Consider the following 16,809-nt stretch of genomic DNA (forward strand, 5'->3'; position numbering starts at 1 on the left):
ATCTCTCGCTACTAACATCAAAGGGTAATCAAATGGAAGTTTTTTCTTATCTAATCAAAGCAAAGAAAACTAGCGGCAAAAAACATCTCTTTATCTGGATTGAGGCCAAGAATGAATTAGCCGCAGAACGCAAGGTTATGGTTATTCTGGATGATGCTGATATTGAGACGGGTAAAGGTGGAGACTATTTCTCTCCAACTCGTACGGAATATTGCGCATTTGATGATATGCCTCTGGCAGAAGTGTTGGATGATACCTGGTGCGACCGTTACCAGTTGGGTGAAGATAATATTACGTGGAACCTGCTCCAACCCAGTGTAAGCGGCGAATGTTCAACAGCAGTCGAGACAGTCAAGGAATCCAGCCCCCCAGTCTTAAAAACAGTCGCGACACTCTCCTTTCGTCATCGTGTGCTGGCTCATTACATCAGCACAGGATATCAATATCATGTGGATCAACAGCAACTGACCGCCATCGTTGCTCTTGAGATGGATACAGATAATAAATTCACTCAAAACCTGATGCTGGCTTGTGAGAATACCAATGAGCTGAAGGACTATAGCGACTTCAATCTTTTCACCATCATCGATAGCGTTAAAACCATCTTCCCTTCTGATAAGCCAGCTCCACCATTCAATGACATGCTCACTTTCATGAAGAAGTACGCTAGTACTGAACACATCGATCGTAGCCTGATGATGCAAGCCTGGATAAAGGGGAACCGCGACTTTAAATCAGAACAAAAATTGACGTCCCCGGATGCTAAAGGCCTGAATAAGACAGATCGAGGCACGGGATTTACCATGACTCATGACATTTTGGCACTTGAAGTTGCACTCGGGCTCCTCGGCCGAACAATGGATTTTGATATTTACAACTTGCCCGGCAGCATCGTTAACCGCGCACGTGAAATCATCAATACAAAAGAGAAACCCTTTCCACAGTGGCAAGACGCGTGGCGCAACGTGCCAGAATGCCTGCAGTATTCTCGAGCCTCCGTCATCCAGTCAGTTAAATGTGCTCCGGAAGGTCTACCACTTGCCCCGGGCAAACTGATGCACTACCTAAACAAAACACTCACTGAAACCGATCATGAGCATCCTGCAGCAGGCATCGTTGCAGCAGCGTGCGGCATCGAGCAAATACAGACAGCCAGTAATGATCCAGCACTTTCTACAGGAACAGCGGTTGAAGAGCTTAATGCTGGCCCTGATAAAACCGCTACGGTTATTGAAATGGACCAAACTGGCCAGAGTAGCGCCCCTGCGGACAAGAAACAGGTAAATGGCAACCAAAAGGAGCCAAAATCCGGCAACGTGATACCAGTATTTCCTACCAGCACACCAGTTACTGTAAATATGGCCACCTTATCTTACCAGCAGCAGTTAACCATCGCGGCTTTGAAGGGCTTATGTGCTAACCCAGCTTGTATCGGTACTTTTGATGATATTGCCGCCATGGCTATGACCCTGGCTAAGTCGATTGGGAAGGTCGAGGCAAGCGTATGAAAATCTCAAGCAAGCACGATGCAGCTACAGCAATTTTGCTGGCCCTAACTGACAAACCGCAAACGCTAACGGCAATCTCCAGGGTGACCTGTCTTTCGATCAGCTACCTGGAGCAGTTGGCATCCGATTTACGCAAGGCAAAACTCATCGTTCCTCATCGCGGCCCGGGTGGTGGGTATACCCTTTCCCGCCCACTGTCTGAAATTACTGTTGCGGATATTTTTTCAGCTATGGACACCGGCTCCCAACGTAAAAGTAGCGGCTTATTTGCTGAAATAAGGCGCCGTGTGGCGCTTGTAGTTTTAAGTGATTTCAGTGCCGGGGATAAATGCAACGCTGAAGCTCAGCCATGTACAAAGTAACCGCGACAATCTTAAAACCGGGTGGTCTGCCTGTCACATGGACGCACATGACGAAGGAACGGCTGACGAGCGCTCAGTGTGAAAAGATGCTTTCCAAAGGGAAAGAGGCAGGCAAGACCGCCGGTGAGATAGTGAAAGTTTCTGACTTTAAGTGCGTGAGTGATTTTCAATAATCAGATTTAAACCGGCTCAGCTTGTAGAGTTTGAGTCGGTCATGAGGTGAATATGTCTAAATACGTTTCTCTGATTACCTGGGCTGGCATGTACTACGAAAATCCTCCAAGCCGGGACACATTGCGCCGCTGGGCGCGTAACGGAAATATTTACCCGGCTCCTGAATTACAGGGAAGGGAATATCTGGTTTTACCGGAAGCTTTTTACATCAAACCGAATAAATGTGCGATAAGGCTGGAACAGCATCAGCCTAATGGTCGCATCGGTAGAAAAAGCTCGCTGCTGGAAAAGTTGATCAATGAGTCGGAGAAAAAACTATGACGCCAATTTGCCGAGAAATCTTACCTATCGGGCTAAATACAAAGCTTACTACTGGCGAAATCCTCTGACAAAAAAGGAAATTCCTCTTGGCCAAATCTCCCGCCGCGACGCGGTTACTCAGGCTATAGAAGCGAACAATTTCATTGAGCAACAATTTACGCCGGTGGCGTTGATGGAAAGGCTAACGGGTGAGCACGAATTTACTCTCACCGAATGGCTGGAACGATACGAGGCTATCCTGTTACGCCGTGAGTTGGCTGTTAACACGTATAAAGTGAGATCGGGACAAATCAAAACTATCGGGGAAAAATTGGGGGATATGGTGTTATCGAAGGTCACGACTCTACATGTCGCAGAATTTCTAGAACCATGGATTATTGAAGGGAAGAAAACGATGGCGGGGGCTATGCGTTCAGTTCTTTCTGATATTTTCAGAGAAGCCATTGTGGGGGGACGAATTACCATAAATCCGGTAGAGCCCACTAGAGCACCGAAAATAACAGTGTCGCGCCAGCGACTTTCGCTTGAACAATTCCAGGCTATTCGGCATGCAGCTGAGCACCAACCAGCATGGTTTGGCCTGGCAATGGATCTGGCGCTGGTAGCCGGGCAGCGGCGTGAGGATGTTACAAAGATGAAGTTCAGCGACATTTACGATGACCGGCTGCATGTAACTCAGGTTAAGACCGGAGCAATGATCGCCATTCCGCTATCACTGACGCTGAATAGCGCAGGATTAAAACTCGGCGCCCTGATTGATTGCTGTCGCCTGGCCAGCCGCAGTGAATTTTTGGTCAGTGCCGGAATCCGGAAAAACAGCCCAGATGGTTCCGTTCACCCGGATAGTTTGACCAAAGGTTTTGTCAAAGCGCGCATTAATGCCGGAATAGAATTAAGCGGCACACCTCCAACATTTCACGAGATCCGCAGCTTGTCCGGACGGCTTTATGAGAAAGTATTTGGAAAGGAATTCACTCAAAAGTTGTTAGGACATAAGTCAGAAAAAATGACTGAAAAGTATTTGGACTCGAGGGAAAAAGCGTTTACATTGCTTTAAGAGGGAAAAAGACCGAATACGGGATTTCGTGGATTTTTCGTGTAATTTCGTGCATCAGGCAGTAACCATTTGATTTATAAGAAGAATAAAAAAAGACCGAATACGATTCCTATATTCGGTCCAGGGAAATGGCTCTTGGGAGAGAGCCGTGCGCTAAAAGTTGGCATTAATGCAGGCAAACATCGCCTTGCCTTCTAAGAATAGATTACCGGAGCAGGTTTTCCAGTCCGGCGCAAAAGTGTTCGGAAAAAAACCGCGTTACAGGTGACATTTTAGAAAAAGACCGCAATGCCCGTACTACGGATATTGCGGTTTTTTATTATTGATGAATAGCTTAGCGCGTTTTAACTACATAACTTCTCTGCACGTTCAATAAACGGAGTAAGACTCATTTTTTGCCCTGGCTGCTTAGGATCGTCTATTTGAATCACAGAAATTGGCTGGCCAGTCGTTTTGCCGCTGCTAACTTGTTGCTGGGCTGCATCGTTCAACGGGTATTGCATCAGCGTACTAGGGTTGATCGCAAATAATGCATGTCCCGGACGGCAACTTAGCATCACCTCTTCACGGTTAAATGCCCAGTTATCTTTACCCATTTCAAAACGGCTAACAGTGATAATTTGTGGTGCTGCCAATGCACTACCCGCACAGGCCAGCAATAACAACGTCAGAATACTTTTTTTCATGAATATCTCTTGAGCTAACAACGCCTTCAGTACGGTTCCCAGGTAGCGAATACGCTAACCGCCATGAGTACCAATGCTGACAAAATAACTTCCAGCCAGGTCAACTGGATAAACTGTTTTGTTGCCGTTGGCGCCCGGTTAAATCGTGGCACCAAAAAATAGCGGTTATAGAGTGCGATGATAACCATCATTGCGACAAAGACAACTTTCACGCCCAACAAGCGAACGTAGTTGCTTTCCATTGGCAATGACCAACCCAGAATCATCAAGCTATTAATTAATCCGCTCAGTAATACGGCAGCAACGGCTATATGTCCGTAACGAGAAAAGCGCATCATTGCAGTAATAGCAGCTCTCTGCCAGCGTGGTTTTCTCGCCATACGCATACACATCAGCAACGGCAATAACCCCCCCACCCACCAGCCTGCGCTAAGAAGATGTACGGCGTGGTTCATTCGTTGTAAACCGCCAACAGTCCCTTCTCGCATCGCAGCATGCCCTACACCCGCCAGCAAAATCAGTTGCGCGGCCGCAAGAATGAGTAGCATCGCTTGTAAAGTTCGCGGTTTGAGCAGTAACACCACAACCGTCACCACACCGAGCAATATCTGCCATAGCCAAACTGAGCCAAAACGCGTGCCCAGGACTGCCTGCCAAATTTGCGGGTTGATTGCATCGTGCCATCCGCTCCCCATTATCCCGGCCTGAGCACATAACAGCAAAGTTGCACTCAGCATTGTCATCCACACGGCAGAGTGCCACAACCATTTCAGCCTGCGAATGAGTACCGGTTTAAACGCTTGCGGGGCTAATAATGAGCAAGCTATGGTGCTACCCAGCAGCACCATGAGAGCAGTGAAATGAATGAATCGCAGCGCGATATAGAAACCAGATAACATTCGGTTTATTTCACCGAGAAGTGATACTTCCCTTTAGTTTTGTGGCCATCAACAGACACCACATGCCAGTTAACCTGGTAGTCACCCGGTTTCAGAGGTTCTTCAACCGGAACAATAAGTTGTTTTTCATCTTTCTCATTACGCTTTGCTGTACCGGTTTTCACCGCAGCTTGCTGTGGCCCGGTAAGCGTGAGTCCGCTAAAATTCGCCTCAACACCTTCGGAGAAATTAAGGGTAATAGCCTGTGGTGACGCGGTTACCGCAGCATCTGCCGCAGGGTATTGATGCTTTAAATGTGCGTGTGCAATAGCGGAGCCGGAAGCTGTCAGAGCGGTAAAGAGTGTAGCGATGGTAAAGAGACGAGAGCGAGTGAAAGCCATATCAACTATTCCTTTTTCTTATTCGAGACGGCAAAAGGATAACCTTGAGTCCTGGCTAAGTCGAGATGAGAACAGCTATCAATGAATGTCTATCCTAAATAATTTACATTACGACAAGGGGGCAAATCACCAGAAGCGACTTTAGTCACTGATTGGGTTTGTGAGTGCAAACAACGCAGCGGCAACTTAAAATATGACGGGTATAAAGACTTGTCATCAACGGCATCACAAAGTACCTTTGCGGCACAAAACGGGAGGCCAATATGAATCACAACCTAGCTGAATTACCCCAGGACGAAATGGATAAGATCAATGTGGATCTTGCAGCGGCAGGCGTCGCATTTAAAGAACGCTACAATATGCCAGTCATCGCCGAAGTGGTGGAACGCGAGCAGCCAGCTCACCTGCGTGACTGGTTCAGAGAAAGATTGATTGCGCATCGTTTGGCATCGGTCAATTTGTCGCGTTTACCGTACGAACCTAAGGTTAAATAAATTTCTGCAGCATTAAGTTTCCTTACATAATTGATGTTAAGATTTTTCTAGGTTTTAGATAAAAACACAGAATTATCTGTTACGTCCATAGGATGATGGCCGTTGGGTTGACTGATTAAGGAAGAACGTATGCCTGTCTGGAATATTGCCGCGGCGCAGTATGGCGCCACGCAAAATGACCTCGATGCAAACATTTTGCATCATTTAGATTTTGTTCGTTGTGCAGTTGCTGAACAAATAGATCTCCTGATTTTTCCCGAACTTTCTCTCTCCGGTTTCAACACAGAAAATCACCACGATTGTGCTCTTGCCTTCACTGATGAACGTTTAAATCCCCTGCAAAATGCCGCTGTTGAGCACCATATGACTATCGTCGTAGGATTGCCTTTGCGTTGCGAGAAAGGGGTTTCACCAGGCTCTGTAGGCTTTTTGCCTGATGGTTCCCGAGTTGCCTGTTGTAAACCGTTTAGTTTTGATATGGATGCTCCAGTGCAACACACTCCGCTGGTCGGGCTGCATAATCGCAGTGTCGCAATGGGTTTTAGTACCGGCAGTGATGAAGAAACCTGGCCACGAAGTGCCGCCGAAATGGGGGCCAGTCTTTATGCCACCGGAAAATTCATCAACGAAATCAGTTATCAGCATGATGAAATGTATCTGCAACGTTGGGCCCATAAATACAATTTACCCGTTTTGCTGGCTAATCATGCCTACTCCACAGGGAAATACCGTTCGGCCGGGCGTAGTGCATGCTGGGATGATCGCGGCGAATTAGTGGTGCGCGCCGATCATGGCGAGTTATTAGCTGTTGGCAGGCGTGATGAGAAAGGTTGGCACGGCGAAATCATTCCATTACGCTAACGCATTAATAAAACCCGCGAAGGTGAGATGGAGTAAGTATGCTGCGCATTATTGATACGGAAACCTGTGGCTTGCAGGGTGGCGTGGTGGAAGTTGCGTCTGTCGATATTGAAAACGGCAAAATTGTGAATCCGATGAGCGACCTGGTGCGTCCGGATCGCCCAATTAGCCACCAGGCCATGGCAATCCATAAAATTACCGAAGCTATGGTGGCGAATAAGCCGTGGATTGAAGATGTCATTCCACGTTATCACGGCAGCCCATACTACGTTGCCCACAACGCCAGTTTTGACCAACGGATGTTACCCGACTTGCCCAACAGTGAATGGATTTGTACGGTAAAACTGGCTCGCCGTTTATGGCCCGGCATCAAATACAGCAATATGGGTTTGTATAAATCACTCAAGCTGGAGGTTGAAACGCCAGCGGATCTTCATCACCACCGCGCGTTGTTTGACTGCTATATCACTGCTGCCTTGCTGCTGCGTATTATGGAAGAATCAGGCTGGACACCAGACCAGATGGTGACAATTACCGGCCGTCCGGCATTAGTGAGTACCATGGCTTTTGGCAAATATCGCGGTAAACCTATTTCCGAAATCGCCGAACAAGATCCGGGTTATTTACGCTGGATGTTAAACAACATCAAAGAATTAACACCGGATCTCAGAATGACGTTGAAGCATTATCTCGAAGGATAAAAACAACGAATCCCGATTACCCTGGCAAAGTTCCTTGAGCCAGGGCAATCAAGAAAGCAAATTCTAGCGCGACCCCCTCGTAAGATTTGAATCGCCCCGATTTCCCTCCATGCCCCGAATCCATATCGGTACACAGCAACAGCAAGTTATCATCAGTACGCATTTCGCGCAGTTTCGCCACCCATTTTGCCGGTTCCCAATATTGCACCTGCGAATCATGCAACCCGGTCGTCACTAAAATATGTGGATAATCCTGTGCCGTGACTTGATCGTACGGACTGTATTGTTTGATGTAATGGTAATACTCAACATCTTGCGGATTCCCCCACTCCTCAAACTCGCCAGTAGTTAACGGAATTGACTCATCAAGCATTGTGGTGAGGACATCAACAAACGGCACCTGGGCTACCACACCGTGGAATAGTTCAGGTCGCATATTGATTGCCGCCCCCACTAATAACCCACCGGCGCTACCCCCCATCGAATACAGCAAGTTTTCGTCACCATATCCCAGTTTTAGCAAACCATCGCAGACATCCAAATAGTCATTGAAGGTATTCATTTTTTTGAGGTATTTTCCGTCTTCGTACCATTGTTGGCCGAGTTCACCGCCTCCACGAACATGCGCAATAGCAAAGACAAAACCACGATCTAACAGGCTTAAACGGCTGCTGCTAAAATCAGCATCCATGCTACTCCCGTATGAACCATATCCGTAAACAAGTAACGGATTTTTCCCACGCTGGAAATGTTCACGATGATAGACCAGTGAAACGGGTACCTGCACACCATCACGTACCGTAATCCATAAATGTTCGCTGCGATAATGGCTGGCATCAAAACCCGCTACTTCAGTTTGTTTAATGACGCGCCGCTCGCCAGTATCCATATCCAGCTCAAACAACGTATCGGGCGTTGTCATTGACGAGTAACCATAGCGCAGGCGAGAAGATTCTGGCTCCGGGTTGTGGCCAATCCAGGTTACATAGGCAGGGTCATCAAACGCAATACCCGTCACTTCGCGGGTTTTGCGATTAATTTGTCGTAAGCTGGTTAGCCCTTGTTGGCGTTCCTGTACAACCAGCCAATCAGTGAACAGCGTAAATCCTTCCAGCATGACCTGTTCGCGCGGAGCAATCAGCACTTCCCATTGATTTTCATCACGCACTTTAGAGCGATATAAACCAAAGTTTTTGCCATCACGATTAGAGCGCAGGTAGAAATTGTGTTGGAAATGATCGAGAGTATATTCGTGATCTTTGCGGCGCGGTGCAAAACACTGCGGCTGTGCATCCACCAGTTCGGCGTCCATCAATAGCACTTCGCTAGTCGTGGAGCTGCTGAGGTAAATTAAAACGAAGTGTTTCGAGGTGGTTTTATGAACGCTGACGTAAAACATTTCGTCTTTTTCTTCGTAGACAAGCTGATCCTCGGAGGAAGGATACCCCACGGTGTGTCGCCAGACCTGGTATGGCAACAACGTCTTAGGATGTTTACGGACGTAGTAAAGTGTGGCGGAATCATTCGCCCAGACAAAACTGCTGGAGACATTTTCCAGAACTTCCGGATACCAGTTCCCGGTCTCCAGATTACGGAAACGCAAACCGTATTGGCGACGTGAAAGAAAGTCTTCCGCCAGCGCCATTACCGCGTTGTCCGGCGTAATGCTCATACCACCCATGGTGTAAAACTCGCTGTGGGCGGCTCGGTGATTGCCATCAACCAGCGTGCTCCACTCTTCCCACTCGGATAACACTACGGACTGGCGTTGATAAATGGCGTATTCATTACCTGTTTCAAAAATCTGGCGGTAGCGGTAGCCATTTTGTGTAAAGGGCGCGGAGATATCGCGTTGAGGGATACGGTCGATCATCTCTTTGAGCAGACGTTCTTGTAGTGCCTGCTGCGAACTCATCACTTGGCGACCGTAGTCATTCTCCTGATGGAGATAATCAAGTACCTGCGCATCAGCACGATCATCATCGCGCAACCAATAATAGTTATCGATGCGAGTATCACCATGCACGGTCATGGTATGCGGAATTTTTTTGGCTTTTGGTGGCATGTCGATTTTCATTTTTGAGTTAACACCCTGTAAGGGTGGCAAATTCAGACAGCCTTGCAAGCGAAACGTGGGATTTTGGGGAAAAAGCCGGGTTTAACCCGGCAGGTTGAGTTTTTGTTGCTGGATATCTTGTTCAATACCTTCCTGCACATCTTGAGGGATTTTTAGAGCATCGCCCAGTGCGTTTAAATAACTGCGTTCCATGAAGTGGTCGATATCGATTGCCGCACAGCTCAGGAAATAAAGCTCCAGAGCTTCTTCTTCGTTATTAACGCCTTGCACCAAACGTTGCGGGTCGAGTGGTTGGTCAATTGCCTGCTGGATAAGGTTGCGTCCAGGCCCTTCAATCCCCGCATCACGCAATTGCTGCTCGATAACCTGGCGTTCTTTGTCATCAATGTGACCATCACTTTTAGCGGCAAATACCAGTGCCGTTATCAAACGTTGTGTACGCACATCAACTGGTGTCTGTTGTTGGCCAAACTGCGGTTCGCCTTGATGGGCATCGCGTACGCGATCTTTATATTTGTTCCACAACACGCTTCCCGCTACCGCTCCGCCGCCCACCAATAGAGCACTAGTACCATATTTAGTTAGCAATTTACGGGATGATTTACTTGCCAGCAGCAAACCTGCCAAACCACCCAATGCGCCGGGAACCAGCAATTTACTCAGCCCCTGAGGACTATTCCCTTGAGGGCTGCCAGAAGATTGATTTTGACCGGATTGCGTCGCTTGTCCCAACATGGATTGAAGCTGCTGTAACCAATTGCTCATAAGACACACCCTTTATTAGGTACTTAACATCTGAGATTAAGCTAAAGGCTGTCAAGAAGTGTCTGATCAGGCTAAAGATGGGAAAAGAATCGCGCCGGGGATCCGACGCGAAAAAACTCAGGCGGCCTTGGTGCGCTTGCGTGGATGCTCAGCAACTTTATCGTCGGATGCGATCTCTTCGGTGTTCACGTCTTCAGCGACGGTTGCATCAACAGTCTCGGTGTTTTCCAGCTCAGGCAGTTTGCCGCTTTTCAGCACGGTAGAAAGCACATCTCTATTTTCTGCCATCCACATCGCCAGTACATCATTTTGCCCTTCCTCGAGAGCAACAGGGCTATGAATAAGCCACTCACTCAGCACTTCTGCCAGGTCGAGCATTTTGTCATAGGCGTCTGCATCCTTCTTATTTGCGAATGACATTTTTTCTTGCCCCTCTCGTACTACGACGTATTTGATTTCAACCGCCATTTTGCAGCTCCGATTTAACTGTTTATTTAAACAGTATAATGATATTACCCCTGCACCGCAAGCGGGAAAACCACTGCGAACGCAAACGTTTTCGTTTATAATCCGCCAGTCTATTTTCTCCGTTCGGGTATACAGATTATGTCAATTTTGGGAACAGCGCTTCGTCCTTCAGCTACACGTATCATGTTGTTAGGTTCAGGCGAATTAGGAAAAGAAGTGGCTATCGAATGCCAGCGTCTTGGTCTGGAAGTGATTGCCGTAGACCGTTACGCCGATGCCCCTGCGATGCATGTCGCACACCGCAGCCATGTCATTAATATGCTGGACGGAGCTGAGCTTAAAAAGCTGGTTGCCGCTGAAATGCCAGACTTCATTGTTCCCGAAATTGAAGCCATTGCTACAGATATGTTGGTTGAGCTCGAGCAGCAAGGCCAGTGCGTTGTGCCTAGTGCAAGAGCCGCGAAACTCACCATGAACCGTGAAGGCATTCGCCGTCTGGCGGCAGAAGAATTATGCATTCCAACGTCCAGCTACCGTTTTGCTGATAGCGAAGAAGCGTTCTTGCAAGCGGTTGAGGAAATAGGACTTCCCTGTATCGTTAAACCGGTCATGAGTTCTTCTGGCAAAGGGCAGAGTTTTATTCGCACGGCGGATCAACTGGCGCAAGCCTGGGAATACGCACAAATGGGTGGCCGCGCAGGTAAAGGACGTGTGATTGTCGAAGGTGTGATTAATTTTGATTTTGAAATCACCCTGCTGACCATTAGCGCTGTCGATGGCGTGCATTTCTGTGACCCAATTGGCCATCGTCAGGAAGATGGCGATTATCGTGAATCCTGGCAACCGCAAAAAATGAGTGATGCTGCACTGACTAGTGCGCAAGAAATCGCTGCAAAAGTGGTAAAAGCGTTAGGGGGTTATGGACTGTTTGGTGTCGAGCTGTTCGTATGTGGCGACGAAGTCATTTTTAGTGAAGTCTCCCCTCGTCCGCACGACACTGGCATGGTAACGCTGATTTCTCAGGACTTGTCAGAGTTCGCATTGCATGTTCGCGCTTTCCTCGGCCTGCCAATTGGCGATATTCGTCAGTATGGACCGGCTGCTTCTGCGGTGATTCTTCCTGAGTTGGTCAGTGATAACGTGCAGTACAGCAATGTGGGTGCAGCGCTTGGCGCAGGTTTACAGGTGAGATTGTTTGGCAAACCGGAGATTAATGGCAAACGTCGAATGGGTGTGGCACTGGCGACAGGGACGAGTGTGGAAGATGCTATTGGACGTGCAATTGCGGCAACAAAAGCTGTGAGCGTCAAAGGATAAAAAACCGCTCCCTTTTTAGGGAGCGGTTTCGAATTACAGTTTTGCGCCTTCTACAGCTTCACGAGCAAGCTTGGTGATACGATCATAATCACCTGCTTCCAGTGCGTCTGCCGGCACTAACCATGAACCACCGATACACAGAACACTTTTCAGCGCCAGGTAGTCACGGTAGTTAGCAGGTGAGATGCCACCAGTTGGGCAGAAACGAACCTGAGAGAATGGGCCTGCGATAGCTTGCAGTGCTTTGGTACCGCCGTTCGCTTCAGCCGGGAAGAATTTGAATTCCTTCAAGCCGTAGTCCAGACCCAGCATCAACTCAGAAACAGTGCTGATACCTGGGATCAATGGGATAGAGCCTTCGGTTGCTGCTTTCAGCAATGGTTCGGTCAGGCCTGGGCTAATTGCGAACTGTGCACCAGCTTCGGTAACTTCAGCCAATTGTTGTGGATTCAGAACAGTACCCGCGCCGATAATCGCTTCAGGTACTTCTTTAGCGATTGCACGAATTGCGTCCATCGCACATGGAGTACGCAAAGTCACTTCCAGAACTCGCACGCCGCCAGCAACTAACGCTTTAGCCATTGGTACTGCGTGTTCCAGTTTGTTTACTACGATAACCGGAACGACCGGTCCTGTTTTCAGGATCTGTTCCGCAGTAGTTTTCCAGTTTTTCATCTTAAGAGCCTCTTCAACCAACTTTATAATTCGTTTCCAGTGCAGCAATTGCTACGTCCGGTCCTTAAAATTTAATGCAGGTCGCGCCTTGTTCCGCGCCAGATAACTGTTCGCGTAACGCGCTAAATAATTCACGGCCTGTTCCAACGCGATCTGCGCTGAGATCCGGGTGGTATGCAGTGCGTTTTGCAAGCTCAGCATCGTCGACCAGCAACATCAATTCACCCGTTTGACCGTTCACGCGAATCATATCGCCATCACGGACTTTTGCCAGCAGCCCACCATCATAAGCTTCTGGGGTAACATGGATTGCAGAAGGCACCTTACCTGAAGCACCCGATAGTCGTCCATCAGTCACTAACGCAATTTTGAAACAGCGGTCCAATAATACCCCAAGTGGCGGCATAAGTTTATGTAATTCTGGCATGCCGTTCGCTTTTGGCCCTTGATGACGCACAACAACGACGCAATCACGGTCAAGTTTGCCCGCTTCAAACGCCGGTAAAACATCGTGCTGGCTTTCGAAAATGACGGCTGGGGCTTCAATGATTTGATTTTCTTCCGGCACCGCAGAGGTTTTCATCACTGCTCGGCCCAGGTTACCGCTGAGCACTTTAGTGCCGCCGTGTTTGGAGAATGGTTTTTCGAATGTCGCGATAACGTCGCTATCCAGCGCGGTGGTTGCACCTTCACGCCATGCCAGCTGGCCGTTATCCAGCCACGGCTCCATGGTGTAGTGATGCAGACCAAAGCCCGCGACGGTATTCACATCTTCATGCAGCAAACCACCTTTGAGCAATTCGCGCATCAACACGGGTACACCGCCCGCAGCCTGGAAGTGGTTAATATCGGCCGGACCATTCGGATACAGACGCGCTAACAATGGCACCACATCAGACAGGTCAGAGAAATCATCCCAGTTGATAATAATGCCCGCCGCACGTGCCATTGCCACCAGATGCATGGTGTGGTTGGTTGACCCGCCGGTCGCCAGCAATGCAACAATGCCGTTTACCACAACTTTTTCGTCAATCATTTTACCGATTGGCATCCACTCATTACCGTTTCCGGTAAGACGAGTCACCTGGCGTGCTGCCGCGGCAGTCAATTCGTGGCGTAATGGTGCATCTGGATGAACGAAAGAAGATCCGGGCAACTGCATGCCCATAAACTCAACCACCATTTGGTTGGTATTGGCTGTGCCGTAGAAAGTACAAGTACCCGGTGCATGATAAGACGCAGCTTCCGATTCGAGCAGCGCCAGACGGTCAACTTTACCTTCCGCATACAGCTGGCGAATTCGCACTTTTTCTTTATTTGGCAAGCCACTCGCCATTGGGCCTGATGGCACAAAGACCGCTGGTAAATGGCCGAAGGAAAGTGCTGCCATGGTCAGGCCTGGGACAATTTTGTCGCACACCCCAAGATATAGCGCGCCATCAAACATATTATGTGACAAGCCAATCGCCGTAGACATCGCAATAATTTCGCGGCTCAGCAGTGACAACTCCATCCCATCCTGCCCCTGAGTCACTCCATCGCACATCGCAGGCACACCACCAGCGACTTGCCCTACCGCGCCAACAGAGTGCAATGCTTTACGAATCTGGTCAGGGTAATACTCATATGGCTGATGAGCAGAAAGCATATCGTTGTAGGACGTGATGATCGCAATGTTGTTACGCAGCATGCTTTTCAGCGCGGCTTTATCTTCAGGCTGACAAGCAGCAAAACCATGAGCCAGATTCCCGCAAGCTAACTCTGAGCGATGGACGGTTTTGGTCTTCGCTTTTTCAATGCGTGCCAGATAATTTTCGCGAGTCTGGCGGGAACGTTCAACGATGCGTTTTGTTACGCGTAACAAATTAGGATTCATAACAAGTCCTCAAAAAGTGGCTGCCGTCGCTTTGGGCAGGTGGTCGACGTTACCGGCTCTATTTTCTTCTCAGGAGGCGGCAATCCGTACCATCAGGGCATAATCGCTTCAGCTAGTGTAAATAAAAAAGCCCCGCTGGTGAATCCAGTCAGGGCTTTTAAATTAAAAAATTTACACCACTTTGGTGTTAGATCATGTTACCGGTAAAATACAAACCTTTTGTTACACGGTTTTTGCACAATTACACCGATTTCATCCGCTAAATCATTCGTGTTGCATTGAGGCCGCGAAGCAGTGACAAATTCGTCGGGAACGAATTTGACCAGCCAAAGGCTGGCCTCCGGTGAGAGACAGGAGTCTCTCATTAATTCCCAGGAGCTTACATTAGTAAGTGACTGGGGTGAGCGAGGAAAGCCAACAAAGAGGCAACTCGAAGGATGACACGGATTATTCGAACTCATTCCATGAACGCCCATCACGGGTGATCATCGCAACTGATGCTACTGGGCCCCAGGTGCCGGCCTGGTAAGGTTTAGGTGCATCGTTGTCTGCAGCCCATGCTTCGGTGATGGAGTCGACCCATTTCCATGCTTCTTCTACTTCGTCACGGCGCACGAACAGTGCCTGAATACCACGCATAGTTTCCAGCAGCAGGCGCTCATAAGCATCTGCCAGATGTGTTTCATTGAAGGTTTCGGAATAGCTCAAATCCAACTTGGTCGTTTGCAGATTGTGCTTGTGTTCAAGCCCTGGCACTTTGTTGAGCACCTGAATATCCACGCCTTCGTCCGGTTGCAGACGAATGGTGAGCTTGTTTTGTGGCAAATCTTGCCAGGAGTCTTTAAACAGATTCAATGGTGGGCTTTTGAAATAGACCACAACTTCAGAGCATTTGGTCGGCAGACGTTTACCGGTACGCAGATAGAACGGCACACCCGCCCAACGCCAGTTATCGATATCAACACGGATAGCGACAAATGTTTCGGTGCTGCTGTTTTTATTTGCACCTTCTTCTTCCAGGTAACCAGGGACTTTTTTGCCCTGGGCGAAACCAGAAGTGTACTGACCACGAACGGTTTTCTCGCGAACATTGCTGCGATCAATACGACGCAGTGATTGCAGCACTTTTACTTTCTCATCGCGGATATGATCAGCAGTAAGGTCAGATGGCGGGGACATCGCAATCATGCACAGAATTTGCAGCAGGTGGTTTTGAATCATGTCGCGCATCTGGCCGGCCTGATCAAAGTAACCCCAACGCCCTTCGATACCAACTTCTTCAGCCACGGTGATTTCCACATGATCGATGGTTTTGTTATCCCAGTTATTCGCAAACAGGGAGTTAGCAAAACGCAGCGCCAGCAGGTTCAGTACAGTTTCTTTACCTAAGTAGTGGTCAATACGATAAACCTGACACTCTTCAAAATACTCGCCAACCTGGTCATTAATTTCCTGAGATGTCGCGAGTGAAGTACCGAGCGGTTTTTCCATGACAACACGAGCAGGTTTAGCGTTCAGCTTCGCCTTGCCCAGGCCTTTACAGATTGCGCCAAACGTACTTGGTGGCATGGCAAAGTAATTAATGGTGACGCGATTTTGCTGGTCGAGCATCTTACCGAGTTTGGTAAAAGCTGCGGTGTCGTTAACATCCAGGTTGCAAAAATCGAGACGGCCGCTCAATTTATCCCACAGGCTTTCATCGATCTTTTCCTTCATGAAGGTTTCAATCGCTTCACGCACCACTTTGGTGTACGCCTCTTTATCCCAGTCTGCGCGGCCCACACCCAAAATGCGTGTATCAGGGTGGATCTGCCCAGCCTTTTCTAACTGATACAGGGATGGCAGCAGTTTCCGGCGCGCAAGGTCGCCTTTTGCACCGAAAATCACCAGGTCACATGCCTGAGCTGTCTGTGTTACCGCCATTTTTGTCTCCTCGTTTCGGATGTCCGGGATTCTGCACCGGCCCGTTTGTAATTTTATTACAGAACAATGTACTGCTTTTGATGAATCCTGGTAAACCACTGCCCATTATTTGATCGCTTTGGTGCGCAGCATTTGCCCGTCAGTGCCACTTTTAGCGATGAATCGTGGAATTCTCTGACGTTTTGTAGTCGATGTATATCATGCCTAAAGTTAGACACTGATCATGTAATGAAAAAAAACAACATCATTACAGCTGTTAACTTCC

The 16,809-nt window shown here is 48.4% G+C and carries 18 protein-coding genes; 9 read left to right on the forward strand and 9 right to left on the reverse strand.

The window, feature by feature from the left end; genetic code table 11:
* Positions 1–32 precede the first annotated feature (32 nt).
* The 5 genes from FH968_RS02115 to FH968_RS02135 are packed head-to-tail and all read left to right on the forward strand — an operon-like array spanning position 33 to position 3,422.
* Positions 33–1,508, forward strand: coding sequence for a RecE family exodeoxyribonuclease (locus FH968_RS02115; RefSeq protein ID WP_139876758.1), 1,476 nt, complete (start codon positions 33–35; stop codon positions 1,506–1,508).
* A complete protein-coding gene (locus FH968_RS02120) occupies positions 1,505–1,870 on the forward strand; it encodes an Rrf2 family transcriptional regulator (protein WP_139876760.1) in 366 nt (121 codons plus the stop codon). Before FH968_RS02115 ends, FH968_RS02120 begins: the two co-directional genes overlap by 4 nt.
* A complete protein-coding gene (locus tag FH968_RS02125) occupies positions 1,858–2,043 on the forward strand; it encodes a DUF1187 family protein (protein WP_139876762.1) in 186 nt (61 codons plus the stop codon). Before FH968_RS02120 ends, FH968_RS02125 begins: the two co-directional genes overlap by 13 nt.
* 46 nt (positions 2,044–2,089) lie before the next feature.
* Positions 2,090–2,365 carry an excisionase gene (locus tag FH968_RS02130; protein WP_223271266.1) on the forward strand — a complete coding sequence of 92 codons (276 nt, stop codon included), beginning with the start codon at positions 2,090–2,092 and terminating at the stop codon, positions 2,363–2,365.
* Positions 2,343–3,422 (forward strand): tyrosine-type recombinase/integrase, encoded by a 1,080-nt coding sequence (locus tag FH968_RS02135; protein WP_139876766.1) that lies wholly within the window; start codon positions 2,343–2,345, stop codon positions 3,420–3,422. The genes FH968_RS02130 and FH968_RS02135 overlap by 23 nt, the downstream gene beginning before the upstream one ends.
* Positions 3,423–3,766: 344 nt before the next feature.
* On the opposite strand, the gene FH968_RS02140 is transcribed toward FH968_RS02135, so the two are convergent.
* The 3 genes from FH968_RS02140 to yobA are packed head-to-tail and all read right to left on the reverse strand — an operon-like array spanning position 3,767 to position 5,387.
* Entirely contained in the window at positions 3,767–4,108 is a 342-nt protein-coding gene (locus FH968_RS02140; RefSeq protein ID WP_139876768.1) for a YebY family protein, read from the reverse strand.
* 26 nt (positions 4,109–4,134) lie between these two features.
* Positions 4,135–5,007 carry a copper homeostasis membrane protein CopD gene (copD, locus tag FH968_RS02145; RefSeq protein ID WP_139876770.1) on the reverse strand — a complete coding sequence of 291 codons (873 nt, stop codon included), beginning with the start codon at positions 5,005–5,007 and terminating at the stop codon, positions 4,135–4,137.
* 5 nt (positions 5,008–5,012) lie between these two features.
* Entirely contained in the window at positions 5,013–5,387 is a 375-nt protein-coding gene (gene yobA / locus FH968_RS02150; RefSeq protein ID WP_139876772.1) for a CopC domain-containing protein YobA, read from the reverse strand.
* 263 nt (positions 5,388–5,650) lie between these two features.
* Here yobA and FH968_RS02155 point away from each other — a divergent pair, with 263 nt between their 5' ends.
* The 3 genes from FH968_RS02155 to exoX all read left to right on the forward strand — a co-directional run bounded on the left by FH968_RS02155 (position 5,651) and on the right by exoX (position 7,443).
* Positions 5,651–5,881 carry a DNA polymerase III subunit theta gene (locus FH968_RS02155; protein ID WP_034495983.1) on the forward strand — a complete coding sequence of 77 codons (231 nt, stop codon included), beginning with the start codon at positions 5,651–5,653 and terminating at the stop codon, positions 5,879–5,881.
* A 129-nt stretch (positions 5,882–6,010) separates the two neighbouring features.
* On the forward strand, positions 6,011–6,742 hold the full coding sequence (locus FH968_RS02160; protein WP_139876775.1) for a carbon-nitrogen hydrolase family protein: 732 nt from the start codon (positions 6,011–6,013) through the stop codon (positions 6,740–6,742).
* Between the two features lie 38 nt (positions 6,743–6,780).
* Positions 6,781–7,443 (forward strand): exodeoxyribonuclease X, encoded by a 663-nt coding sequence (exoX, locus tag FH968_RS02165; protein ID WP_139876777.1) that lies wholly within the window; start codon positions 6,781–6,783, stop codon positions 7,441–7,443.
* Between the two features lie 16 nt (positions 7,444–7,459).
* Here the strand turns inward: exoX and ptrB are convergent, their stop codons facing one another.
* The 3 genes from ptrB to FH968_RS02180 all read right to left on the reverse strand — a co-directional run bounded on the left by ptrB (position 7,460) and on the right by FH968_RS02180 (position 10,753).
* Positions 7,460–9,508: an oligopeptidase B gene (ptrB, locus tag FH968_RS02170; RefSeq protein ID WP_139877258.1), complete on the reverse strand. Its 2,049-nt coding sequence runs from the start codon at positions 9,506–9,508 to the stop codon at positions 7,460–7,462.
* 93 nt (positions 9,509–9,601) lie between these two features.
* Positions 9,602–10,285, reverse strand: coding sequence for a tellurite resistance TerB family protein (locus tag FH968_RS02175; RefSeq protein ID WP_139876779.1), 684 nt, complete (start codon positions 10,283–10,285; stop codon positions 9,602–9,604).
* Positions 10,286–10,402: 117 nt separating this feature from the next.
* Complete coding sequence (locus FH968_RS02180) at positions 10,403–10,753, reverse strand: YebG family protein (protein WP_139876781.1); 351 nt, start codon at positions 10,751–10,753, stop codon at positions 10,403–10,405.
* 138 nt (positions 10,754–10,891) lie between these two features.
* Here FH968_RS02180 and purT point away from each other — a divergent pair, with 138 nt between their 5' ends.
* Complete coding sequence (purT, locus tag FH968_RS02185; protein ID WP_139876783.1) at positions 10,892–12,070, forward strand: formate-dependent phosphoribosylglycinamide formyltransferase; 1,179 nt, start codon at positions 10,892–10,894, stop codon at positions 12,068–12,070.
* A gap of 33 nt (positions 12,071–12,103) precedes the next feature.
* Here purT and kdgA read toward each other — a convergent pair whose 3' ends face one another.
* The 3 genes from kdgA to zwf form a co-directional block, all read right to left on the reverse strand.
* Positions 12,104–12,745 (reverse strand): bifunctional 4-hydroxy-2-oxoglutarate aldolase/2-dehydro-3-deoxy-phosphogluconate aldolase, encoded by a 642-nt coding sequence (kdgA, locus tag FH968_RS02190; protein WP_139876785.1) that lies wholly within the window; start codon positions 12,743–12,745, stop codon positions 12,104–12,106.
* Positions 12,746–12,809: 64 nt separating this feature from the next.
* A complete protein-coding gene (gene edd / locus FH968_RS02195) occupies positions 12,810–14,621 on the reverse strand; it encodes a phosphogluconate dehydratase (protein ID WP_139876787.1) in 1,812 nt (603 codons plus the stop codon).
* Between the two features lie 447 nt (positions 14,622–15,068).
* Positions 15,069–16,544 (reverse strand): glucose-6-phosphate dehydrogenase, encoded by a 1,476-nt coding sequence (zwf, locus tag FH968_RS02200; protein WP_139876789.1) that lies wholly within the window; start codon positions 16,542–16,544, stop codon positions 15,069–15,071.
* Positions 16,545–16,809 lie beyond the last annotated feature (265 nt).

The organism is Buttiauxella sp. B2, assembly GCF_006376615.1.
Classification (GTDB): domain Bacteria; phylum Pseudomonadota; class Gammaproteobacteria; order Enterobacterales; family Enterobacteriaceae; genus Buttiauxella.